The sequence below is a fragment of the Microcystis sp. LE19-84.1B genome (assembly GCF_027531875.1).
Classification (GTDB): domain Bacteria; phylum Cyanobacteriota; class Cyanobacteriia; order Cyanobacteriales; family Microcystaceae; genus Microcystis; species Microcystis panniformis.
In genome coordinates this window covers 1-26,056 of the sequence record NZ_JAPZSR010000143.1, presented here as the reverse complement: position 1 = coordinate 26,056, position 26,056 = coordinate 1, and the positions used below count along the sequence as shown (strand labels likewise).

Annotated in this window: 22 protein-coding genes; 11 read left to right on the top strand and 11 right to left on the bottom strand. The window is 43.2% G+C overall.

Annotated features, from left to right (window positions below):
* The first annotated feature begins 49 nt into the window (after positions 1–49).
* The gene (locus O9324_RS09090; protein WP_288140006.1) at positions 50–1,297 is read left to right on the top strand and encodes a bifunctional folylpolyglutamate synthase/dihydrofolate synthase; all 1,248 of its coding nucleotides are present in this window, start codon (positions 50–52) and stop codon (positions 1,295–1,297) included.
* Here the strand turns inward: O9324_RS09090 and O9324_RS09085 are convergent.
* The 6 genes from O9324_RS09085 to O9324_RS09060 all read right to left on the bottom strand — a co-directional run bounded on the left by O9324_RS09085 (position 1,271) and on the right by O9324_RS09060 (position 11,617).
* Positions 1,271–2,860, bottom strand: a complete 1,590-nt coding sequence (locus O9324_RS09085; protein WP_288140005.1) for a DUF3352 domain-containing protein — start codon at positions 2,858–2,860, stop codon at positions 1,271–1,273. The two genes, O9324_RS09090 and O9324_RS09085, sit on opposite strands and share 27 nt — an antisense overlap.
* Positions 2,861–3,614: 754 nt before the next feature.
* A complete protein-coding gene (locus tag O9324_RS09080; protein ID WP_288140004.1) occupies positions 3,615–5,300 on the bottom strand; it encodes an alkaline phosphatase PhoX in 1,686 nt (561 codons plus the stop codon).
* Positions 5,301–5,535: 235 nt separating this feature from the next.
* Positions 5,536–6,744 carry a quinone-dependent dihydroorotate dehydrogenase gene (locus tag O9324_RS09075; protein ID WP_288140003.1) on the bottom strand — a complete coding sequence of 403 codons (1,209 nt, stop codon included), beginning with the start codon at positions 6,742–6,744 and terminating at the stop codon, positions 5,536–5,538.
* Positions 6,745–6,951: 207 nt separating this feature from the next.
* Entirely contained in the window at positions 6,952–7,827 is an 876-nt protein-coding gene (locus O9324_RS09070) for a J domain-containing protein (protein ID WP_002766349.1), read from the bottom strand.
* 303 nt (positions 7,828–8,130) lie between these two features.
* Positions 8,131–10,293 (bottom strand): molecular chaperone DnaK, encoded by a 2,163-nt coding sequence (dnaK, locus tag O9324_RS09065; RefSeq protein ID WP_288140002.1) that lies wholly within the window; start codon positions 10,291–10,293, stop codon positions 8,131–8,133.
* A 412-nt stretch (positions 10,294–10,705) separates the two neighbouring features.
* Positions 10,706–11,617 (bottom strand): RluA family pseudouridine synthase, encoded by a 912-nt coding sequence (locus tag O9324_RS09060; RefSeq protein WP_288140001.1) that lies wholly within the window; start codon positions 11,615–11,617, stop codon positions 10,706–10,708.
* On the opposite strand from O9324_RS09060, the gene O9324_RS09055 reads away from it, so the two are divergent.
* From O9324_RS09055 to nblR, 3 genes are all read left to right on the top strand, one after another.
* Positions 11,617–11,739, top strand: a complete 123-nt coding sequence (locus tag O9324_RS09055; RefSeq protein WP_288140000.1) for a hypothetical protein — start codon at positions 11,617–11,619, stop codon at positions 11,737–11,739. The two genes, O9324_RS09060 and O9324_RS09055, sit on opposite strands and share 1 nt — an antisense overlap.
* Positions 11,740–12,493: 754 nt before the next feature.
* Entirely contained in the window at positions 12,494–12,991 is a 498-nt protein-coding gene (locus tag O9324_RS09050) for a hypothetical protein (RefSeq protein ID WP_288139999.1), read from the top strand.
* A gap of 54 nt (positions 12,992–13,045) precedes the next feature.
* Entirely contained in the window at positions 13,046–13,735 is a 690-nt protein-coding gene (nblR, locus tag O9324_RS09045) for a response regulator transcription factor NblR (RefSeq protein ID WP_288139998.1), read from the top strand.
* A gap of 176 nt (positions 13,736–13,911) precedes the next feature.
* On the opposite strand, the gene O9324_RS09040 is transcribed toward nblR, so the two are convergent.
* Positions 13,912–14,709: a glutathione S-transferase gene (locus O9324_RS09040; protein WP_002766343.1), complete on the bottom strand. Its 798-nt coding sequence runs from the start codon at positions 14,707–14,709 to the stop codon at positions 13,912–13,914.
* 337 nt (positions 14,710–15,046) lie between these two features.
* Here O9324_RS09040 and O9324_RS09035 point away from each other — a divergent pair, with 337 nt between their 5' ends.
* From O9324_RS09035 to O9324_RS09025, 3 genes are all read left to right on the top strand, one after another.
* Positions 15,047–16,255, top strand: a complete 1,209-nt coding sequence (locus tag O9324_RS09035; protein WP_288139997.1) for a hypothetical protein — start codon at positions 15,047–15,049, stop codon at positions 16,253–16,255.
* A 33-nt stretch (positions 16,256–16,288) separates the two neighbouring features.
* Positions 16,289–17,281 (top strand): pentapeptide repeat-containing protein, encoded by a 993-nt coding sequence (locus tag O9324_RS09030; RefSeq protein WP_002766339.1) that lies wholly within the window; start codon positions 16,289–16,291, stop codon positions 17,279–17,281.
* Positions 17,282–17,347: 66 nt separating this feature from the next.
* Positions 17,348–17,815, top strand: coding sequence for a retroviral-like aspartic protease family protein (locus O9324_RS09025; protein WP_288139996.1), 468 nt, complete (start codon positions 17,348–17,350; stop codon positions 17,813–17,815).
* On the opposite strand, the gene O9324_RS09020 is transcribed toward O9324_RS09025, so the two are convergent.
* Positions 17,810–19,471: a M14 family metallopeptidase gene (locus O9324_RS09020; RefSeq protein WP_288139995.1), complete on the bottom strand. Its 1,662-nt coding sequence runs from the start codon at positions 19,469–19,471 to the stop codon at positions 17,810–17,812. The two genes, O9324_RS09025 and O9324_RS09020, sit on opposite strands and share 6 nt — an antisense overlap.
* 70 nt (positions 19,472–19,541) lie before the next feature.
* Here O9324_RS09020 and O9324_RS09015 point away from each other — a divergent pair, with 70 nt between their 5' ends.
* Positions 19,542–19,754 carry a hypothetical protein gene (locus O9324_RS09015; RefSeq protein ID WP_002758960.1) on the top strand — a complete coding sequence of 71 codons (213 nt, stop codon included), beginning with the start codon at positions 19,542–19,544 and terminating at the stop codon, positions 19,752–19,754.
* Here O9324_RS09015 and O9324_RS09010 read toward each other — a convergent pair.
* Entirely contained in the window at positions 19,751–20,497 is a 747-nt protein-coding gene (locus tag O9324_RS09010) for a circadian clock KaiB family protein (RefSeq protein ID WP_002786357.1), read from the bottom strand. The two genes, O9324_RS09015 and O9324_RS09010, sit on opposite strands and share 4 nt — an antisense overlap.
* A gap of 90 nt (positions 20,498–20,587) precedes the next feature.
* The gene (locus tag O9324_RS09005; protein ID WP_002766328.1) at positions 20,588–21,907 is read right to left on the bottom strand and encodes a type IV pilus twitching motility protein PilT; all 1,320 of its coding nucleotides are present in this window, start codon (positions 21,905–21,907) and stop codon (positions 20,588–20,590) included.
* 365 nt (positions 21,908–22,272) lie between these two features.
* Here O9324_RS09005 and O9324_RS09000 point away from each other — a divergent pair, with 365 nt between their 5' ends.
* Positions 22,273–23,034 carry a hypothetical protein gene (locus tag O9324_RS09000; RefSeq protein WP_288139994.1) on the top strand — a complete coding sequence of 254 codons (762 nt, stop codon included), beginning with the start codon at positions 22,273–22,275 and terminating at the stop codon, positions 23,032–23,034.
* Positions 23,031–23,267: a type II toxin-antitoxin system VapC family toxin gene (locus tag O9324_RS08995; RefSeq protein WP_288139993.1), complete on the top strand. Its 237-nt coding sequence runs from the start codon at positions 23,031–23,033 to the stop codon at positions 23,265–23,267. Before O9324_RS09000 ends, O9324_RS08995 begins: the two co-directional genes overlap by 4 nt.
* A gap of 67 nt (positions 23,268–23,334) precedes the next feature.
* On the opposite strand, the gene O9324_RS08990 is transcribed toward O9324_RS08995, so the two are convergent.
* A complete protein-coding gene (locus O9324_RS08990; protein ID WP_288139992.1) occupies positions 23,335–24,393 on the bottom strand; it encodes a potassium channel family protein in 1,059 nt (352 codons plus the stop codon).
* A 126-nt stretch (positions 24,394–24,519) separates the two neighbouring features.
* Here O9324_RS08990 and O9324_RS08985 point away from each other — a divergent pair, with 126 nt between their 5' ends.
* Positions 24,520–25,803 (top strand): aspartate aminotransferase family protein, encoded by a 1,284-nt coding sequence (locus tag O9324_RS08985; protein WP_002766319.1) that lies wholly within the window; start codon positions 24,520–24,522, stop codon positions 25,801–25,803.
* The last annotated feature ends 253 nt before the right edge of the window (positions 25,804–26,056 follow it).

Here is a 26,056-nt window from a genome sequence, read left to right as displayed (position 1 = left end):
TACTGACTCCTCACCTAAGGTCAGATTTTTGATTTTTGCAAGAGGTCTCATGACTATCGATTCTTTACTGCAATCTTTTCAGCGTTTTGGGGTTAATCTCGGTTTAGAAAGAATAAAAAATCTGCTGGAGATTTTAGGCAATCCCCAAGATCAAATTCCGATTATTCATGTCACGGGAACTAATGGCAAAGGTTCAGTTTGCGCCTATCTATCCTCCATTCTCAGCACTGCTGGTTACAAAGTCGGACGTTATATTTCTCCCCATTTAATTGATTGGACAGAAAGAATCTCTATTAATGGCGAAAATATTGAAACTGCGACTTTAGAAAACCTGCTTAAAGATATAGAATCGCTTATCGATCCCCAGCAGGAAAGTCCTACTCAATTTGAGGTAATTACTGCCGCTGCTTGGCTGTATTTTGCCCGGGAAAAGGTGGATATTGCCGTGATGGAAGTGGGTTTAGGAGGAAGATTAGATGCGACTAATGTTTGCGCTCAACCTTTAGTTACTGTCATCACTTCTATTAGTCGGGAACATTGGCAAAATTTAGGGCCGACGGTTGCCGATATTGCCGGCGAAAAAGCGGGGATATTAAAAGCGAATTGTCCCGCAGTTATCGGACAATTACCGGAATCAGCGCAGGGGGTAGTTAGGGAGAGAATCAAGCTGTTAAATTGTCCGACGGTATGGGTAGAAGCTGCCGAAAAAATTGCCGATAATCGGGCTAAATATCAAGGATTAGAATATCCTTTATCCTTAGCGGGAGATTTTCAATTAACTAATTCGGCTATAGCGATCGCTGTTGTTAATATTTTACGTCAGCAAGGTTGGCAAATTAGCGATGAAGTCGTGCAAGAAGGAATGGCAAAAACTCGCTGGTTAGGACGTTTACAAACCGTTAATTGGTGTCAGCGAGAAATTTTAATAGATGGCGCTCATAATCCTGCTGCTGCTATTGGTTTAAGGCAGTATGTAGATAGTTTAAAGGCTCCAAAAATTATCTGGGTGATGGGAATTTTATCGACTAAAGATCATCGAGAAATATTCCAAGCTTTATTAAGAAAAGGCGATAGTTTATATTTAGTTCCCGTCCCCGATCATAGCAGTGCTAATCCTGAAACCTTAGCGGAATTAGCGGCTTCAATTTGTCCAGAATTATCTCACCTAGAGACTTGTTCCGATGTATTTTTAGGACTAAAAAAAGCCATCCAAGAATCTGCCGATAGTCAGATAATTCTCTGTGGATCGCTTTATTTAGTCGGTTACTTTTTAGGGAGTTTGTTTCAGGGAAAATAAAACATCAATTTTACTGGTGGTTTTATCAGGCATAGTGGCAGTAATTCCGATCCCGCGTACCGATTCTAAAAAGACCTTTGCTTCCGGGGTTAATTCCGTGGCAGGAAGATTATTAATTCCCCCTGCTTTAGCGATAATTTGCTCCACATCGATGAAGAAATAACCGAGATTATTTTTAGGCAAATTTGCGATCGATGCTTGGAAAATCTCACTTTTGCTAATCGGTTGATTCGATTGGGGTTGATAGGGAATTCCGACGGTCATTTTTAGGGTATCATTATTAGGCCAAGTATAGGTTAAAATCGCTTGTTCTTCCGCTTTCCATTCAGTCACATCTTGACCAGAAATTTGACTGTTTTTTATGGTGATAAAGGGAAAAGTTTTTACCAATTTATTTAACCTATCGAGGGTAGTTTTTGCCGCTTTCTGATCGCCGGTTTGCCAGATCATCATTCCCCCAAAACCTAACCCTCCCACCCCTTGCTGGTTGGGGATAATTCCGAAAGCAAATTCTCGATCCATCCAGTTAAAAACTTCTTTATCCGCATCAAGGGTTGCCATCTGAAAATTCTCACGGATATGACGCAGAAAAGCTTGTAATTCTGGGTTAGTTTGGGACTGTTTTTCTGCTTCTTCCCATCCCTGTTTAAGATTATTCCCACTCCAGAGTGCGATGGTATCTCCGGGTAAATAATTTAAAACTTGATTTCTGCTGGGGGAAGGTAGGTTAGAAATAGTTTCAGGAGCAAGTTTAGCCACCATTTGTAACTGTAATCCCGTATCGGTGACACCCACTCCTGCGACAATATCCTGAATTTTTGCTAATTCTTGCCGACTTTGGGGAGATAAATTAGCATCTGCTCCCAATATTTTGGCATAATCATCGATATAAATTGTTGCTAGGGTATTGGGTAGATTGAGGGATTGGGAAAGCAGTTTTATCACTTCCAGTTTACTGCTAAAAGATGGCTGTCCTTGGTAGGTATTGATCGCCGCTTCTAACACCTTTTTATCGTAGGATATCAACAAAAAATCGCCAGTAACGGCAGTATAAATGGTGGTGTTATCCTGCCAATCTATAGCAGTAATTGTAATACCTTTGTAGTCACTGGTGCTAGTTTTGCGATTAACTTTTTGTCCTAGTTTTTTCTGGAATTCTGACGCTTTAATTTTATCTTTGATCCCGATAACCGTTAATAATTCCGATTGTCCGGGGGTAGTTGCGGGAAGGAAAGCAAAGCTAATACTACCGATCCAAGGTTCGATATCCCGTTGATAATCAATCTTATCGGTGAAGATATTTTTTTGTAATTCTTCTAGTCCTTGACTAACCGCAGTTCGCGATTCTGGTGTACCATATTTAGCTAACACTGACCAAGCTTTTGCATCCGTGGAGACAAAACTACTAGCGAAAGCAGTTTCTGGGATAACTTTTGCCGATTCTAAGGGGGTGAATCTTTGCCAAGGTAGTTGTCCTCGTAGATAAAGATAGATACCTCCTGCGGTTACTGCTGTTAGTCCTAAGACGACTAAACAACCGGGTAAAAATGATTTTTTTGACATAGAATTGTGGTTTGGTTAAAAAGTTCAATACTTGGCGATCGATTTGTCTCTGGTTGTAGTTTCTAAAGAATTGGTTAATCTTTAGTAAGCTTTAACTATTATTATAGCTTCTGGAGGTACTAAGCTGTTGACTATCTAAATTACTCGTTAAGACTGCACGGGAGCGGGGGGAAGTAGTTGGAGCTTTTGTACTAAAATATCTAATACGCAGTTTAAATGCAGTACAGCTTAGAATGATCAAATATTGTTGATATGAATACCATAAAAGGCTGATTTTATCATTAAAATGGACATGATTATGGAAAATTTTCTGATTACTAAGTATGCAGAAATACAGACAAGAAAAATCCCTATTATTAGAAAATAGTTTAGATTAAAAAGTATTGTTTCTGAATTCTTGTATTTATTTTAAATATATTTATTTTAAAAAATATTACAACTACTGCTGTTAACTCTGATGCTTAAAAAGCTATCAGAATCATAATAATTTCGTTGAAAAGTACAGCTTTTTGAAAAAATAAGGTTATTATGAACCTATATTATACTAAATCTGGTTATTAAAGACTGATTATTCATTCCCCTTTTTGCATGAGTGCATGAGTAGAAAACGGGTTTCTCCGAGAAACCCGTTTTCTGTGCGTTATTCAACGGATTTAGTATTAGACCTTTTTGACCCAATATCCAAGAGAACCAAAAATGACAAAAAATAGGGGCTGAATTTTTTCACCCCCCTACAATACAAGAAATTATCGTTTTAGCGTTGTTTACGTTTTAATGCCAAGGCAGATAAACCAAAGAAACCTAAACCAAAAAGGAGAGTCGGTTCCGGGGTTTGGACAGTTAATAAACCTAATTGACCACCTTCGACAAGATTATTGGGACCGCCGATGCTGCCATTTCGCACACTGTGGGCCTGCACGTCGAGAATTAGAATTTTTTCTCCCGGTCGAGCGCCCGGAAAGAATTCAGTAATATCTAAAATCCCCGAAGTTTCCCAGTTACCTAAATCACTGGGGCTGCTGTCGGTTTGACCACCTGGTAAACTAGCACTACGATCGATCTGACCTACTCGTGTCGCTCGTCCAGTGGTGGCATCAAGTCGCCAAATCGAGGCTTCTTCTTCAGAGGTTTGACCGAAATCAGAGAAAGAACGGTCCTCTTGGATATAGATAGTACCGTCATCAGACCAATCGAGGTTATCGGGACTTCTCACCCCAAAATCTGGACCGCTAAATTGACCGCCACCCGCATCATTACCATCGTAGAGAATGCGAGCGCTGACGCTAGAAGCAGCGGTGTCGAGATTGCCGTTTTGATCGAAAACCAGATTATTATCGAAGATATAAACGGTTCCCCAGCTATCGGCCCCATTGAATAAAGAACTGCGTCCGGTGGAAGCAAGAACAATTTGGGAACCATCACTGGGATTAGTCGAGACATCTTCCGGACGGGAGAAGGAAAAAGCTCCTAAAGCGTCCGCTTGGGCCCGAAGATTGCTATCGGTGGCAAAACCATTAAGAAAACCAACCCCACTTCCCTCGTTCACCACTTCTACCCAACGTCCACTGCTGGTGTTGCCAGTACCAGCAAAGTCCCGGGGATCGACACCTTCATCACCTACCCAAACATACAGTTTGCCCTGTTTGAGACCATTGCGATCGAGAAAACTACCATCTCCGACTCCGTTTTTCTCCCCAATGTAGAGATAGAGAGGCGCGGACTCGGTATCATCACCCCCGATCATCGCAATGCGATCACTTCTACCTGTATCAATTTCTGTCCAATTTTCCCAACCACCGCGACCCATTTCTGGGGCAGCCCAGAGACCGAAATTGGTAGGATCGAGAACCCATTGAGTCCCATTGCTGGTTTCTTCTCCAGCAAAGTAGATATTATCTTCAAAACCGATCCCTTGACCGAAGGAATAACGACCGAAAGCGGCACCAGAACAAAAACGATCTAAACCTCCAATGGTGGGAGCGAGTTCAAATTGACTGGTACTGGTGATTAGATTGTAAGAGCGATCGTAGATTTTATCGAAGGCTAATCCAGAACCGATAATTTGACGACTACTGGTGTCGATGTCAAAGTAACTGATTCTTGCTCCTCTCACGGAAAGCTGGTTAGCAGTACCCGGATTCAGGGTATAAGAGGCTCCTTGGTTATTTCTAACTTCGTGGTTGACCAAGGCACGAATCGTCCCATTTCCTAGATTGATAACGCCAATTCCATCAAGAATACCGATGGGAGTGTAATTGTTGATGGTTTCACCCACTGTAAATAGGGGCGTATATTCATAACCATTCAATCCTGTCACCTGCGGTCCGCCTGTATTAGTATGAGCTTGCGCTAAAACCGTCGGTACGTTTATTAGGGAAATTCCCACTGTTAGCAGTGTTGCCGCTAGAACATTTTTGGGGTTAGAATGTGAAGCAATCATTAATTTTTTAGTCCTCTAATCTCAAGGAAACAAAACGTTCTCTCTTGAGATTAAAAGGCTTTTATTAAGGGATTGATAACCTGAGAATAAAAACTCTTTAAGAACTGATGCTTTGTCATAATTATTAATGTTTGTGTAAACAATTGTAAAAAAGCTGGATGCTCACGACCTAGATTCTTTCTATTAACAATTGTTATTTAATCATCGAGCCTAATAAACAATGTCTTTCTTTTGCTTATTCTGACTCCTTAATACTGTCCCGTGACTCTTTCCCTAAGGGAATATTTTTGATTTTTGGCAGACTTCCATTATTAATTCCCACCGCTTGATTAATATTAGTCAACCCATTGGCCTCTAATTTTTCTGTTAATCCTTGTAAAATATTTGATACTAGCCAGGGTCCTCGGTATAACCAACCGGTATAAATCTGTAATAAACTCGCACCGGCGGTAATTTTTTCCCAAGCATCATCGAGGGAAAAAATACCTCCCACTCCAATTATTGGTAAATTGCCTTGGGTTTGCTGATAGATAAAACGGATCACTTCCGTGGAACGTTCCCGCAAAGGTTGCCCACTAATTCCCCCTGCTTCTTCAGTGATTGGTTTACCAGTTTCAGGCAGAATTGTGGTTTTTAATCCCGTGCGTTTAGTGGTGGTATTAGTAGCGACAATTCCAGCTAACTGATAGGAGAAAGCTAACTCAATAATTGTTCTTATATCTTCCCATTCTAAATCAGGAGAAATTTTCACTAATAGGGGTTTTCTGCCTTGATTTTCTGTTTGTAAAATGTCGAGAATTTTATCGAGTTGTTCCCCACTTTGCAGGGAACGCAAACCGGGAGTATTGGGAGAACTAACATTAACGACAAAATAATCAGCATGGGGGAATAAATAGCGAAAACTGCCTAAATAGTCCTCTGGAGCCTTTTCTAGGGGCGTATTTTTCGATTTACAGAGGTTAATACCGATGGGAATCTGTCGGGGTTGTCGTTGCCAAGATTGCTGGAGAGTTGCCGCTAGAACCAGCGCTCCGAGGTTATTTGCCCCCATACGGTTTAATCCAGCCAAATCTTTCGGTAAACGAAATAATCTCGGTTTTGGGTTGCCCGGTTGCCCTTCTAGGGTGACAGCACCCACCTCGGCAAAACCAAAGCCGAAATTATGCCAAAGTCCTGCCCCTAAACCGTCTTTATCGAATCCTGCCGCTAATCCGACGGGATTGGGGAAATTTAACCCCCAGAGGCTTTGCGATAGGCTAGAATCGCTAAAAATGAGGGATTCTGATAATTGGGAGATTAACCATTGTCCCCAAAATTCCCCCCGCGAGCGATCGATTTTTTGCAGAGTATTTAATAATTGTTTTTGTGTTCCCTCTAAATTGCCCCGAATAGCCTTGAAAGCTAGAGGATAAAATGGTTTAATTGTATCAATTATATTTGTCATAAAAAGACAGGAATTAAGGGTATTTTTCAGTTATCAGTTATCAGTTATCAGTGGGGAGACCACTTCGTGTGCGACGTTCGGCGATGCTCAGTCGAGCCATTGCGGGGGAGCAGGGAGAAAAAGCTGTCTTCTGAATACTAACCACTGAATACTGATAACCGAATTCTGATCAATAAAAAATAGACCGTAACCCACCTAGCATAATCTTTATAAACCTTGACGAGGATTAAAAGTTTCGATCGCCCGTATTTTTTGATAAAGTTCCAATTCTTCTGGGCTAGGATTGGGAGGATTAACTAAGATAATTTCCACTAATTGATCGCCCCTTTCTCCTTGGGAAGTGGGATAACCTTTACTAGCTAAACGTAATCTTTGACCGCTTTTAACTCCCTTAGGAATCATCATTTTAACTAACCCGTCAATTGTGGGAATTTCCACAAAACCGCCCACAATTGCCTCGCTAGGAGTAATCGGTACTTGACAGACAATATCGGAACCTTGAATCTTAAAAAAGGGATGCCTAGCGATAGTTATTTTTAAATATAAATCACCCCCTTCAATACCCTGACCTTTGAGACGAATTTTCTGCCCATCGATCATGGCTGCCGGCATATCTACCTCTATTGATCTACCATCTTCCAGACGAATTCTTTGTCTGCCACCTTGATAGGCTTTCTCTAAAGGTAAAGTTAATTTTGCCTCCACATCTCGACGAGTTAAACGGGGAGAGGAGGCAATTTTAGCGCGCTTAGTATTAAGGTTATTAAAATCTCTAAACTTCCATAAATCCTGTTCTGTACGGGGGATTTTTCCATTACCGTTACTATTGGCTTTTTCCCCCGGACGTATCCCGCGGCGCTTAATCCCCGTCAAGGAACGATTATACTCAACCCGTTTTTCTTCATCGGAGAGAACATCATAAGCTTCATTAATATCTTTAAACTTTTCTTCGGCCGATTTATCCCCCGGATTAACATCAGGATGATATTGGCGCGCTAGTCGTCTAAAAGCCTTTTTGATCTCGTCACTGGTAGCCGTGCGAGATACTCCTAAAACATCATAATAATTAACTAATTGTGGCATATATTCAGTTATCAGTTATCAGTTATCAGTTATCAGTTATCGGTTATCAGTTATCAGTCATCAGTTAAGTAGGGAGGCACAATTATTTGTAGGATGGGTTAGCGGTAGCTTAACATAATCGGGCGTTGGGTTTCATGCTTCAACCCAACCTACGTTCATCTTATATTTAATTCCACCCACCCACTTATCAGTTATCAGTTATCAGTTATTAGTTATCAGATTTGAGTTTTAAGTGAGCAGTATTAAATAGTAGTTTCCCACTGTCTTTTCACTGATTACTGATCACTGTTTACTGCTCACTGATTAAAACCAATCATCATCCTCATCATCCCAGTTATTTTGGGGGGGAATATTGCGGGAACGATTGCCGCCGCTGCGGTTACTTTTACTATTGTTATAACTTTTTTCCTCCGAAGGGGGGGGACTTTGCCAATCGCTATCGCGGCCATTATAGTAATTGTCCTGATTGCGGGGGCGATAACTATCTTGATTAGCCGAATAATTGGGTCGATAATCACTTTGATAACCCGGTGTAGTGGGACGATAATCCTGACGATAACGATCGCGACGCGGTTCAGATGGAAGCTCATCTTCCTTATCCCCGGTAAAAGTCTTGCGAATAGCGCTAAAAAAGCCCTCGTCTTCCTCGTCGTATTGTAGCCGTACCTCGCGATTTAATTCATAGATAACATCCTGTAGGTCTGCTTGGGCGCGATCAATGCGACGGTCATCATTTTTCTCCAAAGCGTCGATAATTTCCGTACTCAAAGACTCAATTTGACGACGATAGGAACGGGTAAACTCATTACCAAAATCGAGAGTAACATCTTTTAAGCGTCGTTGGGCTTGATCCACCAGAGAGCGGGCGCGATTGCGTTTATCGACCTTTTCGCGACGGGTACGATCTGCTTCGGCAAATCGGGCAGCATCGCCAATCATGCGGTTAATTTCCCCTTCGCTGAGGGTAGAAGCGCCTTGAATGGTGACACTTTGCTCCCGTCCAGTCATTTTATCCCTAGCGGTGACTTGTAGAATGCCGTTAGCATCGATATCGAGGGACACCTGCACTTGGGGAATGCCCCGGGGTGCGGGGGGGATACCGGTTAATTTAAAACGTCCCAGGGATTTATTATCGCTGGCCATTTCCCTTTCCCCCTGCAAAACATGAATTTCCACCACAGTTTGATTATTTTCGGAAGTGGAAAAAAGGTCAGATCTGCGAACGGGAATAGTGGTATTGCGGGGGATTAACTTTTTCATCACACCGCCGATGGTTTCTAAACCCAACGATAAAGGGGTCACATCGAGGAGCAGCACGTCTTTGACCTCGCCGCCCAAAATTCCCGCTTGAATAGCCGCCCCGACCGCTACAACCTCATCAGGGTTAACATTTTGATTGGGTTCCCTATCGATAAAACTCCGCACTAAATCCTTCACCACCGGCATCCGCGTGCCACCGCCCACCAGTACCACTTCGTCTAGTTGGACGGGGGACAAACCGGCATCAGAAAGGGCCCGTTTGAGAGGACGACGGAGACGACTGATTAAATCGCCGCATAATTCCTCAAATTGGGACCGACTCAGGCGAGTTTCGATGTGTTTGGGTCCGTCTTCCGTGGCGATGATAAAGGGTAGATTAATATCGGTGACGCTGACCCCAGATAGTTCAATTTTGGCTTTTTCTGCCGCTTCTGTGAGTCTTTGTAAGGCTTGCCGGTCTTGGCGCAGCTCCACGCCTTCCTGTTCCAAAAATTGATTGGCTAACCAATCGACGATTCTTTTATCGAAATCATTACCGCCTAATTGGGTGTCGCCACTGGTGGCCTTCACCTCAAAAACGCCGTCACCCACTTCCAGGATAGAAACATCAAAAGTACCGCCTCCCAGGTCAAAAACGAGGATTTTCTTGCTTTCCTGTTCATCGAGACCGTAGGCTAGGGCAGCGGCGGTGGGTTCGTTGAGAATCCGCAGCACTTCTAACCCGGCAATTCGGCCCGCATCCCGGGTGGCTTGACGTTGGGAGTCATTAAAATAGGCGGGGACGGTGATGACGGCCCCGGTCACTTCTTCCCCTAGATAACGACTGGCTTCTTCGGCTAATCGGCGTAAAACTAGGGCGGAAATTTCTTCGGGGGCGAATTCTTTTTGCAGACGGGGGCATTTAATTTTGATACTGCCCATCTCATCCCGGCGGATGGTGTAGGGGACGCGCTTCGATTCGGGGTTTAATTCCGAGTAGCGACGACCTATGTAGCGTTTGACTCCATAGTAGGTGTTTTGGGGATTGAGTACCCCTTGTCGCCGGGCCATTTGACCGACCACTAACTCCCCATCTTTATTAAAACCGACCACAGAAGGGGTGGTTCTCATGCCCTCCGAGTTGGCGATGACCACTGGCTTTCCGCCTTCCATCACGGCGACGACGGAGTTAGTTGTCCCTAGATCAATGCCTACTACTCTACCCATGCTTGTTTTTGTCTCCCCCTAGATTTCGATAACTTCGGGACTTTTACCTTCGATCGATAGTTTAAATCGCTTAATGCTTGTTGACAATATTGTATCGAATTGTCTTAGGTTCTCGCTCTCGCTTCGGGGCAATTGAGGGTGTGATTACCGAAGTGGTCTTTTAGTGACTCTGGCGATCGAGCTTGGGGGGTTTTAAATAGGGTCTGCTGAAAAAGTTTTTCCTGGGGGCAGGGTGTCGGGTGTGGGGTGTGGGGTGTCGGGTGTGACCCCCCCAACCCCCCCGACATCGGGGGTGTGGGGTGTCGGGTGTCGGGTGTGGGGAGTGGGGTGTGGGGTGTCGGGTGTCGGGTGTCGGGTGTGGGGAGTGGGGTGTCGGGTGTCGGGTGTCGGGTGTCGGGTGTGGGGAGTTTTCTCAGTGAACTGATAACTGATTACTGATAACTGATTCCGGCGGCGCTGGACAACAAATAGAGATTCTTTCCCCTGTACTGGGATGATTGAAAAGTATTTGATTGGCATGGAGATAATAACCACAATCTCCCGGGACTGCATCCGGTCGCGGTAATCCTCCCACGCCATACAAGGGATCACCGATTAAGGGATAGCCAAAAAAGGCCAGATGAATGCGAATTTGATGGGGTCTGCCCGTAAAAATTTCTACTTCTAATAGGGTACTATCGGGATGTTTTTTTAAGACTCGACCATCACTGCGGGCCGATAACCCATCTGCGAGCGCACCGTAAACGTAGCCTAAGATGGGATGGGCGATTTTCCCGATCGCTTGATTAATAGTAAAATTATCTGGTATGTCGCCCCGACCCACTAAAGCTCGATATATTTTGGTAATTTTCCCCTCTCGCATCTGTTGACTTAATTTAGCTCTAGCGGGCTTTGATTTCGCCATTAAGACTAGGCCCGACGTGCCGCGACCAAGACGATGGATTGGATAGGGAGTGACCTCGGGATAATGCTGATGTACCAGATGGATAAGAGTATGTTCGAGAAATCCACCCCCCGCTAACACGGGTAATCCCGAAGGTTTCGCCACCACTAACACCTCGGCATCCTCGTAGAGTCGCTCAAAAAAGAGCGGTACATCCGGTTCTGTCCAAGGCGGGCGCTGATAGGTCAATTGCTGCCCGATTTCTAAGACTGTATCGGGGCCAGCGGGACTACCGTTGACTAGAATTGCTGCTGATAAAATGCGATCGAGCCATTCTTCTGGGCTAGAATGGGGATATTTCCCCGCATAGTAAGCTAATAAGCTTAATCCTGCCTGATTTTTGCTAATTTTATCTCGATAAATCCAACCTTGATTGGCCATTGGGGAAGTGGGGAAGTGGGGAAGTGGGGAAGTGGGGAAGTGGGGAAGTGGGGAAGTGGGGAAGTGGGGAAGTGGGGAAGTGGGGAGAAGCTTTTTTCAGTGTTGCCAAAGGCACGGCGTAGCCGTCCAGTAAACAGTAAACAGTAATCAGTGAACTGATAACTCACATCTGATAACTGATAACTGATAACTGATAACTGATAACTGATAACTGATAAGTACCTAGGCAAAATTATTTACACATGACGATCATTGCCCCGTAAGGGTTTTAGCTCGATCGGGCAGGTAATTAATTTTGCATGACTACTTAACTGATAACTGATAACTGATAACTGATCAGTGATCACTGATCACTGACTCCTGACTCAATGTTCGACAAAGATAAGCAAAAATTATTCATTGACTCCAAAAACTTGAGAATATTTAAATTAACATTCCGCAATATTTACAAATTCTTAAGAATTAATTGAGAAAGATTTTTATTTAACAACGATGTTATCATGGTTACAGCGATTTTACTGAATTTCATAATGGGTTATCTTGTGCTTTTTTGGGCAGCAAAGGTTGAAACCCTTGCCACACCTAGAAGGTGATCCTAATTAAGACGGGTAAATGAGTCAATTTCACCCACAACGATGATCTTTTTTTTGTGTAGTTTTATTGCAAAAAAAAAGTTTTTTTGACAAAAAGCAGAAAGTATGTAGGAGTAGTTATGGCAGAGTGGGAAGTGGGGAAGTGGATGTGGGATGTGGGGTGTGGGGAGACGGAGTAGGGGAGCAGGGAGAAAAAACTGATGACTGATGACTGATGACTGATGACTGATGACTGATAACTGATAACTGATAACTGACCCCTCATAGATTTTTACTTAATTTTATGTCTTTGGTAATTTGTACGGGTTTTCATGATTCTAGATTGACCGAGGATTTTTTAGGACATCTGGGGAGCAAATCGGTCAAATTAAGTCCCTATATTATTATTTCGCCTTTTTCTTGCTTAAATGAAGCTTTTTCACCGGGAGAAGCTCTAACCTTGATTGGGTTTAGTGCGGGGGTGGTAAATGCGATCGCTTTAGCTCATTATTGGCAAGCTCAAGGGGCGACAATTCGAGCTTTAATAGCTCTAGACGGGTGGGGAGTGCCATTAATCGGTAATTTTCCCATTTATCGCCTGAGTCACGATTATTTTACCCATTGGAGTTCCTGTTTACTGGGTAGTGGTGGAGAAAATTTTTATGCGGATCCGCCTGTGGACCATCTTAGCCTTTGGTCGTCCCCCGATCGAGTGACCGGTTGGTCTGTCAATGGTAATTTTGTCCAACGCACCACAGCATTAACTTTTTTATCTCAAATCGGTCGGGCGAGAATCAATTAACTATAATTAGCTAGTCCCCCCCTATCTTTCCTATTTCTTTACCGCTGCCGACTCATGAGTACATCCGTCCCGAGTTCTTCGATTCTCTTGGTGGGAATTGAGGAGAATATGGCTAAACTAGCTAGTGCAGACTTGAAAGAAGCAGGTTATCCCCCTCTAATCGTGCCTAGCCTTGATCTGGCTTTCCCAGAAGTGGAAAGTTGGCAGCCAGCGATGATTATACTCGATCGCTTCCTGGCGGCGGAGGCTGGTGTGAATTTTTGTCGTCGTTTACGTTCCCAGGGAAGTCGCGTTTATATTATTTTGTTAGTATCTCAAGAAACCCTAGAAGAACGTCTCGCCTGTTTGGAAGCGGGAGCCGACGATTATTTTCTCAAACCCTATAATTCGCCATCTTTTCTCAAATTAATCCGTTTTTACCTGCAACCTCTGGAAATTATCCACGAACAATTGCGTTTCGGTGACTTAGTATTAGATTTAGCCAGTCGTCGTCTCTCCTATAAAAACAAAAATATTGAGTTGACGATGAAGGAATTTGAACTGCTGCGCTACCTCATGACTCACCCCAAAGAAGTATTATCGAGGGATAAAATTCTCGAAAATGTCTGGGGAGACGAATTTCAAGGAGAATCAAACGTTATTGAGGTATATATTCGCTATTTACGCCTGAAGATGGAGGCTGGTGGTCAAAAACGCCTCATTCATACCGTGCGCGGTGTCGGCTACGTTTTACGGGAATCTTAACAGTAATCAGTAATCAGTGATCAGTAATCAGTAGATTGCTTTTATTTATTCTCCCTGCTCCCCAGTCCCTAATTCCTAATTCCCGCTCCCTGCTCCCCAGTCCCTAATTCCTAATTCATATCACTGATTACTGTTTACTGATCACTGAAAAGCCCCACCACCCTAGTCAAGGGCTGCTATTCAATCTGGATGGAGTTGGGGGAATCGATAGGAGGGGTGGAACTTCCCGGAGTGATAGTTTGACGGTATTGACTATAAAGACGGTCGCGCCAGGCAAAAAAGCCCTCGTAGGCGCTATTATCGGCTAACCCTGGGATTCCCTTGCCTTGCAATTCCCTGGGTAAGTTGAGATAGGAACCCTGGGGAAACTGAAGCAGTACACTTAATCCCGCCACGGCTAAATCGGCTAAACTGGGCTGATCCCCGACTAAATAGGGACGATTGGCTAAAATGAGGTTCAAAGCCTCTAAATCCTGTTGTAGCCCTTTTTTCGCCGTATTGATAGCATCTTTTCCCAGACCTACACCCGCCCCCAAAATATCAATTAATTCCCCTGGCATAGAACCCAGCAACAAGCGCATAAAATCGGGAGTTTCCCGGGGTAAAAAGGCGGTACGAAAGTTTTGATTTTGGGCAAAAGCGCCGAGAAAAGCGGTTCTTCCTTTTAATCCCAGGGATTCATCGGCCCATTCTTCGATTAATAAACATTGACCCCGTTGGAGGGGATCTGTGGGGATAATGGGTTTTTCAGGATACTTGCGATCGAGATAAAAAGCAATCTCGGTCGAGTCGGCGATATAAGTATCACCATCCTTGAGGACCGGGACCTGGCGCTGTCCGGAAAGACGGAATAATTCCAATTGTCCCACCCCTGGCACCACGTCCCTTTTTTTATAGGCAAGACCTTTATAGTCGAGGATGAGACGGACTTTCTCACAATAGGCAGATAATTCAAATTGGTAGAGTTCTAGCATAGGATGATATGGCCTCTCGATAAATCAGTTTCTCCCTGATTACTCTAACCCTATCGGGCATCAATCGCCTAAACCTAAAGACTTTACTCCGATTTTACTCAAACATTTGTACTAAAAACGAGCAAGGCGAAAAAATAATCGTTTGCTAATTTTAGGGACCAGATCCAGCAAACCCAACTGAATAGCTCCACGCTTTTAGGCTAGAATATCTTCGAGTGCCAGAAGAGCCGGAATAACTTATATATTCTGGCAAGCTGACTTGCGAGAGGCCAATAGCATACCGCTATAGTAGAGGAGGCGTGCGAGAGCTGGCTCCTTTCTCGGATCAGAGGTTACTATGCAATTATCCATCGAAGTTTTTAATGACGTAGTTCGCTATCTCGACAGCCACGAAGAAAAATTACGGATCAAAAAATTAATCTTTTGTATCTGTAAAAAATCTTGGGAAAATGATCCTAATATTTTGAACAGTGTGGCTATGGAAGACTTGGTGAAGGAGTTAGTGGAACTTAAAACAAGTAAAGAACAATTAAGTTTTTCTGTTTATAAGTTAGTTAAAACCCTCAATCGTCCTAAAGTTTATCTGGGAGTAGCAACGGTTATTATCGAGCAAATCAGTCAATTATATAGTAATATTGCTGCCGCCTACGACAATCAATTATTACCAGTGGAACCGGAAGTTAACCCTAGCTTCACCAACGTTAATAATGATGTCAACAACGAGGAAGATAATTTATTAAGACAGGTGGTTAGTAGCCTAGAAAATCATCGAGAGACGGCGAGAATTCAAAAATTAATGTTTGCCGCTTGTAAAAATCGTTGGGAAAACGATCAAGCGGTGATTAATAATTATGGCTTAAAAAATATTGTTTTAGAACTTCAGCGAAACAAGTCCAATTTCCTAAGCTTGCGACAAACTCTCAAGCAAGTTGCCAAAAATATTAATAAAAAAGCTCTCTACCTAGCCCTAGCCGATATTATTCTTACCGAGCTAGAGCCTCTCTACGATACTCATAACGATGACGAAGAAGAGGATAATGAGTCAAAAAGTCAAATCTTGAACACTCAAATAGTTCATCTAAAGAATGATTCTGATTCTGCGGCTAAAACCACATCTTTCTCCCCCTCTAGAAGTGAACCTGTGGATTTTTCCTCTTCGAGCATCAATCTAAATGAACCGCAATTAGTCATGGAATTGCCCTTTGCCGAGCCAGCTTCCTCAAATAACAACCCCAGTAATTCCCCACAAATTCCCGCCTACGACCCCTTTGAAATTCGTTTAGAAATTTTCCAGTATGCTAATCCTTTACGAGCCAAAATATTGATTTTCTCGCTCCTATTTCATCCTTGGGATCGGAGCGGTCAAGATTGGTCAACTCTGCGAAGTTATACCCTAGAAGATTTACTACAACAACTCATCGAAAGTGGGAAATCTCTCAAGGATATCGAAATTCAACTATACAATATTGCTCAAACCCAAATGGATACGGATGCTAACGTTCAAACCGCCAGTATTCTGGTGCAAACTTTACAAAAAATTCTTTAATTTTTTACCCAAATTTATCTGGACATTCTACCTATGAAACCCAACGAATTAATTGAACGTTATGCCGCAGGAGAAACTCAATTTAGTGGCTTAAAATTACCCGGAGTTAATTTAGTTGGTGCTGACTTAATTGGCATTGTTTTAAATGAAGCAGATCTGCACGGAGCCAATCTTCTCTTTACCTATCTTAACCGGGCTAATCTCGCTCAAGCTAATCTTGTGACAGCTAATTTAAGCGGTGCTAGTCTCAACCAAGCTGACTTAAATGGGGCAGATTTACGCAGTGCCAATTTACACGGAGCGCTGCTACAAGGTGCTAATCTTCGTGATACCGATATAACCCTAGCGACGTTACTTGATGCTAACTTAATCGGGGCGGATTTACGGGGGGCTGATTTAAGTGGTGCTAACCTCACTGGTGCTTGTTTGCGGGGAACAAATATGCGTCAGGAAAAGAAAAATCATAACACTAATTTACAAAGTGCTAATCTCTATCGCGCCGACCTGCAAGGGGCTAATATGAAAGGGGTTGATCTGGTGCGTGCAAATCTAGTAGGAGCCAATTTAAAGGAGGCTAATTTGTGCAATGTTGACCTCAGAAAAGCGGATTTAACTAATGCTAATCTCCAAGATGCTTTACTTACTGATGCTAATTTAATCGGGGCGCATTTAGTGGGGGCAAATCTAGCGGGAGCCAATTTAGTGCGTTCAAAAATGACCGATACGGAAGCAATGCAGGCAAATTTCCATAGTGCAATTATGACTCAAATAAAATTTGATCGAGCTAATCTTAGTCAAGCTAATTTTCAAGCAGCAAGAATGAATCATGCTGACTTAAGAAGGGCTAATCTTTCAGGAGTTAATTTCAGCGAAGCTGACTTAATCGATGCTTTCTTTGCTAGAGCAAATCTCACCGGTGCCGATTTAAGTAATGCTAATCTAACTCGTGCCGAGTTAATGAGTGCTAATCTGATGGGAGTTAACTTCCGCGGTGCAATTATGCCCGATGGCCGGATTAATAATTAAAATTAATAAAGATTGTTGTTAGCAGTTATTCTGGTATAATTTAGGGGTAGAATTGAGGGTAGTATTATGGTTGAGCCAGCAATTATTACAGAAGATATGGGCAAAATTTACACCAGCATTACAGTGATCAATCGCGCCGATCAAATTTTAGCGGCGGCGGCTGTAATTTCTCCGGAACAAATTCGCTCTCTTACCCTAGAAAATGTCTTGGTGGATACGGGAGCAACTACTCTTTGTCTGGTGCCGGAAGTAATCTCCCGCTTGGGTTTACAGCTTTTAAAAGAAGTAGATGTGGCTACGGCTAAAGGGATAGGAAAAGCGAGAATTTTTCGCGATGCTACCTTGATTATTGCGGGACGGGAAGGGACTTTTGAATGTTTGGAATTACCTGGAGGTCAAAACAATTTATTAGGAGTAATTCCTTTAGAAGCTTTGGGATTAGAACCAGATCTTCGCAGCCAAAAACTACGAGTTTTACCCACGGAATCTAACGAGACTTATTTCACAATTTTATCGAACAAAATAGCTCTATAAAATTACTTTTTGTCTGACTGTTCCGGCTCTTTCAGCTATAGCGATAACCTCGATTTCTTGACCAGAAACTCCCTTAATCACCCATTCCACCGTACAGCGATAATCTAAACCATGAGCGAGGCTACTATATACTTTATTTGATCGCCCTTCTAAGTGACCGATTTCCTGCTCTAATTTTCCCACTATTAAACTCACCTCATCGGCTAAATTTAACTTGACTTGAATGGGACGAACGATCTTTCTTTCCAGTGCCTTTTTACTGGTATAAGTGGGTAAAAATCCCTGATTTTCTAACTGTAAAACCAGATGATAAATACCATTTCCCTCCGACTTCAGATCAAGACGAGAGATAGCTAAAAGAGGTGACATTAAAGCATGGGCAATAGTAAACTGACATTGTTTCTCACATAAATCTGGTAAATACTTTTCTGGGGCATTTTGCCAGACATTTTTAAAGTCCCAACCGCCAATTTCCACATCTCCCAATTGGGGGTGATCAAAACTTTGCCAATTAATAAAACCCTTTCCCGCCAAATTCTCATCATTCCAACGCTGTAACTTCAATTCATCTTCCAAAGGATGCCAGCGAAACCATTGAATATAATCATCTTTTTTCACTCCCGCTTGGGTGGGTGCATCCCATAACTCCACCGTAAAACCATACCAACCAAAATGATCGTAACCGTAATCATCCATGGCACCGTTAGTCACTTCTTTGGGATGATAACGAAAATCGTGATAGACAGAAACGCATTCATAACCAGTCATTACTTTTCCCTTGTCAGCAATATATTTATACATTTCTAAGTCTTCCACGGGGAAATATTCATCGGGATGGGTGCTATAGGGACGCAACATGACTGCTGAATAGGTATGATAGGTAACGAAGCCATTAATATTGGTGTTATTTGCCCAAAATTCGGCTTCTGCACGGGTTTCTGGCTCGGAAAAGGGAAAATCTCCGGCCCCCTGTTGTTCCCCTTCAGGAACCCAATAAACGGGGTAATTGCGGTTAAAATCCAGGCCCTCTAGGGTGGGGGCAGTGGTAAAATTATAGCCATCGTAATCGCGGATTAAACCTTCGGTGAGCAAAGTGTAAAAAGTTCCCTCAAATTCCTCCGGTTCGCGACGCGCCATAATGCGAGGATCTTGTTCAGAAATTTTCCAAGCGCCACAGGTATCTTTTTGGCGCATTTGTAGGATTAAACCATCGCCGTTAATATCTTCAGGATATAGCCCCGGTTTCTCATCCGTGTGGGGATAGGGGCGAATACTCGATCGTAACAGATAGGGAGTAGTGAGATATTTTTCCGCTCCATCCACGGCTAATCGCGGCAAAATATAGACAGTGTAATGGTCAAGAAGTCTGGTAATTTGGGAATTATGACCGTATTGGCGCAAAAGATGGGAGATAGTGTAGAGAGCGACGGCAGAGCCTGTTACTTCCCCCGCATGGGTGTTAGCATCGATCCAATAGGCAGGTTTTTCTAAATAATGGCCTGTGGCTTGATTTGTGAGGGTAGTTAACCAGATATCTCGATTTTCGTAGCTTTTACCGATCGAGGTGAGGCTAATTAAATTAGGATAGGATGAGGCTAGGTTTTTGAGGAAAGAAACTAATTCGGCGTAGGGGTAATAGTGGCTAAAATCAAACATAATCTTCTGCAAGTAAAAAAAGGAGTCTCGGCTTAATTTGACAAAATATAGGACAATAACGGTAAAAACTATGGATAGTCAGGACATTGCTCGCTATATTGAAGAAACTAACGGTATTTCTAAGCCTTGGCTGTTGGTGCAATTGCGTCTCAAAAAACTGCAAGAACGTCGCGCCAGTCTTTCCCAACAGGAATATATTCAAGAATTGGATGATATTCAGCAAGACTTAATGAAATTGGGCGAATGGTGGCGAGGGATTGAGTCAGAAGTCTTTAACCCCTAAGCGGTGGCGATAATCTGTAATACTCGCGGTAAATCCTCAAATTCGCCGATGATGCGTTTCACCGGTTGCGGCCAAACCCGGACTAAAGTGGGAATAGCAGAGACATGATTAGATTCCGCTTGTTCTGGATGCTTAGAGATATCGATCACTTTCAGGGTATAGGGATGGTGTAATTCTCGCTCTAGAAGCTGATGGATCGATTCTAGGGTGTGTTTAGTATTGGCATTATTACCGGAGACAAATAACCGCAAAACATAACCCTTGGGACTAGGATTAGTATAGTCAGAGTCAGCAGTAATCCCTGAAGTGGTTGGCGGGCGCTCCTGATAACGGAGAATCAGATCGTGGGATTGCCAAAGTTGGGGAAACTGCTGACGATAGGTTTCTAAGATAGTGGGATTAGAGGATTGTTCCTGCCAAGGTACGGTAAACCAAGCTCGATCATCCGTGGCGAAAATAGCATTTAATAAAGGCTGATAGCGACGGACCAGGGGATAGACTTCGGCTCTAGTATGAATACGGTGACTGTAGGGATCTCGCCAGCGATCGATGGTAGCAGTAAAACTAGGAACTAAAAAATGGGGGGGTTCTGGCAACCCTAAAGCGGACTGGAGAGCAGCACAGAGATTCAGATGCCAATGAGTTTGTTTATCAGGATCGATACAGTAAATCAGGTCGCCCCCGGGGGTAAACAGGGCGATGCCTTTAAAAATATCGGGCAACACAATCGCGGAAGTGGTCACTTGAGGGGTTCCCCTAGGGAATCAATAGGAGCTTCTATTTTTCTAGACTACTCAACTCTTGACCCCTCAAGGATTTCCTTCAGGGTTTTTCTAGATTCTACCCCGCAGCATCATCGCCATTTCATTGGGAACCGGGGACATTTCCAGGGCGACCTCATCGCTAATCCGTCCCTCTTGATAGAGGTTAAACAGAGATTGATTAGTGGTAATCATGCCATGGTATTCGCCATCTTTCATTAATTCGAGAATTTCGTCATTTTTGCCGCTGCAAATGTAATCTTTGACGGTTTCTGTGTTGACGAGAATATCGTGAAAAGCAGTCCGTTTACTGTCGGTGGTACGACATAAACCCTGGGAAATAATACAAACCAGGGATTCTGCGATCGCCACTTGCATCGATTCCCGTTCCTCGGCGGTATAAAGAGTTAAAATCCGCTCCAGAGTTTTAACGGCACTGTTGGTGTGCAGGGTTCCCATGACTAAGTGACCGGTTTGGGCAGCTTTCAGGGCCGTATTAACGGTGGATTTGTCCCGCATCTCCCCCACCAGAATAATATCCGGGTCTTCCCGCAAAGAGGCTTTTAGGGCATTATCGAACTCATGGGTGTGTATTCCCACTTCCCGTTGTTTGATCAAACTGCGACGACTTTGATGGACAAATTCGATCGGGTCTTCGATGGTGATAATATGTTTGGGGTGTTCTTTATTGATGTAATCGATCATGGCTGCGAGGGTGGTGGATTTCCCTGAACCCGTCGGACCGGTGATTAAAATCAATCCCTTATGCACATCGCACACATTCCGGAACACAGCCGGTAAGCCCAATTGTTCCATAGTGAGGATTTTCAGGGGAATTAGACGCAAAACCATCCCAGGACCGCGCAGACTTTCAAAGATATTAATCCGCACCCTAGCGAATTCGTACTGAGTTGCACCGTCAAATTCTAGGTCTTTTTTAAAGCGAAGGATTTCTTCTTCTCCTAGGATTTCCCGTAACCAACTATAAAAAGTGTTGATGTCAATTTCAGGATAGTTGAGAATAATCATTTCACCACGATCCCGCATCCGGGGTTTTTCTCCAACTCCTAGGTGAACGTCCGAATAACCCCGATCAAAGGCCATCCGGATCAAATGTTCTAAGGTGGGTTGATTGGGAGCGCGACCCGGCCGGGGTGGGGTTTGGGGAGAAGCAGCCTGACTGGGAGCGCGATTTTGGGGAGGACGTGGGGCGGCAATTTGACCATTTTGCGGCATATTCTGCACGGTTTTGGTCGGTGTCGCCACCTGTTGGGTCATTTCTTCATTTATCCCCATGCTGATTTCCGTGATTAACTCTGAGGGAGGTATCGGGATGGAGGGAACCGGCAGCGGCTGCAGTGGTCGCGAGGAAGAATTGGGATTTTGACTCATGAGCAATAGGGGTTTTTCTTTTACTATTCCCCGATTGTACTAACATCTCATCCCCAATTTCTCAATTCCTCAATTGCTGACAGATGTTAGATTGAGGAGTACGGAGTCAGTAGTCTCCGAGTCAGGAGACAGGAGACAGGAGACAGGAGACAGGAGACAGGAGATTATTTTTATTTATTCTTCCCACTTCCCCACTTCCCCACTTCCCCACTTCCCCACTTCCCCACTTCATAATTTATAATTCCCCCTCTCCTATACCTTTTAAACAGGATTTAGACCCCAAAATTGTTACAATGGACGTTTAAGGCTGATGATTTTGGCTACTCATTTCTTTTTGATCGTCAGTCTTAGGGGAGGTAAATACGATGAATAGTCTGCCAAGTTCAGTCGAACGGGAAAATTTAGGACAATTTTTGTTAGAAAATCTGCAAGATATTACAGATAAACTTGATCAAATTGTTACCGATTCTGATCGAATCATACTGGATAATTTACTACAAGAAACTGAGATTTTGCTCGATCGAGTTATGGATAACTCTAAAACTTATCAAGCAAGAGCCGATATATTTTATCAAATTGATAAATTATGGTTTCAGGTATGGAAACAGTATAGAGATGAGGATTCAGAAATAAATTTGATTGAGATTATCAATGAATTTACCGATAGAGTAATTGCCTATAATCAATTATTTATCGGCCTTGCTCAGATCAATGAGGGAAAGACTGGTGAAGAAAAAGCCGATTTAATCAGAGTGGTGGAAGGTTCACGCCTTCTCTCAGAAACGATAGATGTGTTTATTGATATGTTTGCCGATTCAGAACTAGAGCAAATTTACCAGGGAGCTAAAAATGCTCTATCGGTTTCTAATCGTACTATAACCGAATATTTCCAAGATACTGACAAATCTTTAGTCACCCAATTGAGAGCTTATAGTAGTTTAATAATTTTAAGAATTCAAGAGCGATTTAATCCTAAGAATGTATCCTCAGAAACTACCTCTCATTCCCTAACAGATGATTTAAGCGATCTTGATCCTTGGACAAGAGACTTAGTGGGGGTTGTTGATTTAGGAACAGAAGACCCAAAAGAATCATATATTGATTATTTAGTGGAGAAGTATCGGTGAAACGAGTCCTATTCGATAGTGATGTATTGCTAGATGTTTTGGGTAAGCGTGAACCACATTTTCCAGCATCTGTACAAGCATTCAATACAGTTAAGACAGGTAAAACTCAAGGATATATTTCTGGTCATGCCATCACTAATATTTATTATATTTTGTCTAGAGAAAATGGCAGAGAAGTCTCAAGAAAATTGGTTATAAGTCTTCTAGAGAACGTAGGTTGGGTTGAAGAATGAAACCCAACACCCGCATGAGTTACGCTACCGCTAACCCATCCTACAAACTTTTTGGCGCAAACCCTAACTAATGCTTCGGTAAACGTAAACCATCCGATCGCATAGGGATTAAAATCTGAGTTAAACTGCGTAATTGTTCGGCCGTTCCCATACAAATTAACAAATCTCCGGCCATTAATTCCGTATCGCCAGTCGGTCCCCCGATTAGCGTACCATCAGCGCGACGTATAGCCAAAACTAAGGCCCCCGATCGAGATCTTAAATGTGCTTGACTAAGACTTAAACCGACACAGGGACAAGTCCTCGGATCGATTAAAAATTCTTCCATATAAAACGATCGATCGGTTCCGGTTAAAATCCCATCCACAAAATCCATCACCTGGGGTCGTAAGGCCGCGGCCGCTAATCTTCTACCACCGGTAATATAGGGAGATACCACCGCATCGGCCCCGGCCCGTTGTAATTTTTGTACTGCTTCCTCGGTACTGGCCCTAGCAATGGCGCGAATTTTCGGATTAAGAGTTTTAGCAGACAAAACTGTATATAAATTCTCCGCATCGGAAGTTAAAGCGGCCACAATACAAATAGCGCGTTCAATTCCTGCGATTTGTAAAGATTTATCTAAGGTGGCATCTCCTTGAACAACAATATAATTTAATTCTTTGGCCCGATTTACCTGTAGGGGGTCTGTATCAATAACTACAAAAGGAATATTTTCTGCGTAAAATTCGATCGCTACCTGTCTGCCTGTGCGACCCAAACCACAGATGATATAGTGTTCTGATAGTCGATCGATCACGCGTTTCTCCTGTCTCTGTTTGAGTCCCTCTTGAAAATAGCCTTGAATTAAAGCTTCGGTCAAGCGATTAACAATATAACCGATCGTGATTACTCCCATCACGATCAAAACCATTGTAAACAGTCGTCCCCGTTCACCTAGGGGATTAATTTCGCCAAAACCGACGGTAGCGAGGGTACTAATCGTCATATAGGCCGAATCTAGCAAACTCCAACCCTCGATCAGATGATACCAAAACGTACCCAGCAAAAACACCACGATCAGGGCAAAAATTCCCCCGATTAATTCCTGACGCAGACGACGATATTTATCTTCACTGATGGACAAGCAAAATTCACCCCTAAGACTGTCTAGTAAATTACAATGAAATCAGTTTTTAATCTAAATAACCCGTCCTTCTCAGACGGATTTGATTATAATTTCCCCTATGTCTAATCGCGCAGGAGTTCCCCAGTGAGTCCAGAAACCCTTTTAGAACCAACCCTAGTTGATCCCACTCCCAATTTAAACCCGAATCAACCCTTCGATCCAGATAGTTTTAACAGCTATGTGATGAATACTTATGGTCGTTTTCCCATTGCGATCGCCAAAGGGTTAGGCTGTCGTCTCTGGGATACTTCCGGCAAACAATACCTTGATTTTGTCGCAGGAATTGCCACCTGTACCCTCGGTCACGCGCACCCTGCTTTAATTGAAGTGGTTAGCCAGCAAATCCAAAAACTCCATCATGTCTCGAATTTATACTATATTCCCGAACAAGGAGAACTAGCTAAATGGATTGTCGATCATTCCTGCGCTGATAAGGTCTTTTTCTGTAATTCTGGTGCGGAAGCGAACGAAGCGGCGATTAAATTAGTACGGAAATATGCCCATACGGTGCTAGATTTCCTCGAACAGCCGGTTATTTTAACCGCTCACGCTAGTTTTCACGGTCGGACTTTAGCTACCATCACCGCAACCGGTCAACCGAAGTACCAAAAAGACTTTGAACCCCTGATGCCGGGGTTTGCCTATATTCCCTATAATGATATCGAAGCGGTGGAAAATGCGATCGCTGATCTCGATGAGGGTAATCGTCGGGTGGCTGCGATTATGTTGGAACCGCTGCAGGGTGAAGGGGGAGTTCGTCCGGGAGATATCGAATATTTCCAACGTTTACGGCAAATTTGCGACGAAAATAACATTTTGCTTGTCTTTGATGAAGTACAGGTGGGAGTCGGAAGAACTGGTAAACTCTGGGGTTATGAGAATTTAGGAGTGGAACCGGATATTTTCACATCTGCTAAGGGTTTAGCGGGGGGTATTCCCATCGGTGCGATGATGTGCAGAAAATTCTGTGATGTGTTTGAACCGGGTAGTCATGCGAGTACCTTTGGAGGTAATCCTTTCGCTTGTGCCTCAGCTTTAACAGTATTACAAACCATTGAACGGGATCACATTCTCGACAATGTTCAGCAGCGAGGGGAACAATTACGCAGCCGTTTACGGGTGATTGCTTCTCAATATCCCCATCTATTTGTCGATGTGCGCGGTTGGGGTTTAATTAACGGTCTGGAAATTAATTCAGAAAGTGAGTTGGTTTCATCTACTATTGTTAATGCAGCTTTGACAGAGGGTTTATTAATTGCTCCCGCAGGTCCGAAAGTCCTCCGTTTTGTACCTCCTTTAATTGTCTCGGAAACAGAAGTAGATGAGGCTATGGATAAGCTGGAAGTTGCTATCGCTAAAGTGGTTTAATTTCAGTTATCAGTTATCAGTTATCAGTTATCAGTTATCAGATGTAAGTTTTAAGTTGACAGTTTCCAGAACGTAGGTTGGGTTGAAGCATGAAACCCAACGCCCGCTCATGTTACGCTACCGCTAACCCATCCTACAAATAATTGTGCCTACCTACTTATGAGTCAATTATTTTTGAGCTTTACTGTTGTTTGGGGCAAATAAAATGATCACTTCTGAACCTATTTATTCCCTCCCTAAAACCCCTCCTTTA

Excerpts from the sequence above, each read along its gene's own strand:
- O9324_RS09090 (WP_288140006.1), top strand. The coding sequence starts at position 50 with ATGACTATCGATTCTTTACTGCAATCTTTTCAGCGTTTTGGGGTTAAT.
- O9324_RS09085 (WP_288140005.1), bottom strand. The coding sequence starts at position 2,860 with ATGTCAAAAAAATCATTTTTACCCGGTTGTTTAGTCGTCTTAGGACTA.
- O9324_RS09080 (WP_288140004.1), bottom strand. The coding sequence starts at position 5,300 with ATGATTGCTTCACATTCTAACCCCAAAAATGTTCTAGCGGCAACACTG.
- O9324_RS09075 (WP_288140003.1), bottom strand. The coding sequence starts at position 6,744 with ATGACAAATATAATTGATACAATTAAACCATTTTATCCTCTAGCTTTC.
- O9324_RS09070 (WP_002766349.1), bottom strand. The coding sequence starts at position 7,827 with ATGCCACAATTAGTTAATTATTATGATGTTTTAGGAGTATCTCGCACG.
- dnaK (WP_288140002.1), bottom strand. The coding sequence starts at position 10,293 with ATGGGTAGAGTAGTAGGCATTGATCTAGGGACAACTAACTCCGTCGTC.
- O9324_RS09060 (WP_288140001.1), bottom strand. The coding sequence starts at position 11,617 with ATGGCCAATCAAGGTTGGATTTATCGAGATAAAATTAGCAAAAATCAG.
- O9324_RS09050 (WP_288139999.1), top strand. The coding sequence starts at position 12,494 with ATGTCTTTGGTAATTTGTACGGGTTTTCATGATTCTAGATTGACCGAG.
- nblR (WP_288139998.1), top strand. The coding sequence starts at position 13,046 with ATGAGTACATCCGTCCCGAGTTCTTCGATTCTCTTGGTGGGAATTGAG.
- O9324_RS09040 (WP_002766343.1), bottom strand. The coding sequence starts at position 14,709 with ATGCTAGAACTCTACCAATTTGAATTATCTGCCTATTGTGAGAAAGTC.
- O9324_RS09035 (WP_288139997.1), top strand. The coding sequence starts at position 15,047 with ATGCAATTATCCATCGAAGTTTTTAATGACGTAGTTCGCTATCTCGAC.
- O9324_RS09030 (WP_002766339.1), top strand. The coding sequence starts at position 16,289 with ATGAAACCCAACGAATTAATTGAACGTTATGCCGCAGGAGAAACTCAA.
- O9324_RS09025 (WP_288139996.1), top strand. The coding sequence starts at position 17,348 with ATGGTTGAGCCAGCAATTATTACAGAAGATATGGGCAAAATTTACACC.
- O9324_RS09020 (WP_288139995.1), bottom strand. The coding sequence starts at position 19,471 with ATGTTTGATTTTAGCCACTATTACCCCTACGCCGAATTAGTTTCTTTC.
- O9324_RS09015 (WP_002758960.1), top strand. The coding sequence starts at position 19,542 with ATGGATAGTCAGGACATTGCTCGCTATATTGAAGAAACTAACGGTATT.
- O9324_RS09005 (WP_002766328.1), bottom strand. The coding sequence starts at position 21,907 with ATGAGTCAAAATCCCAATTCTTCCTCGCGACCACTGCAGCCGCTGCCG.
- O9324_RS09000 (WP_288139994.1), top strand. The coding sequence starts at position 22,273 with ATGAATAGTCTGCCAAGTTCAGTCGAACGGGAAAATTTAGGACAATTT.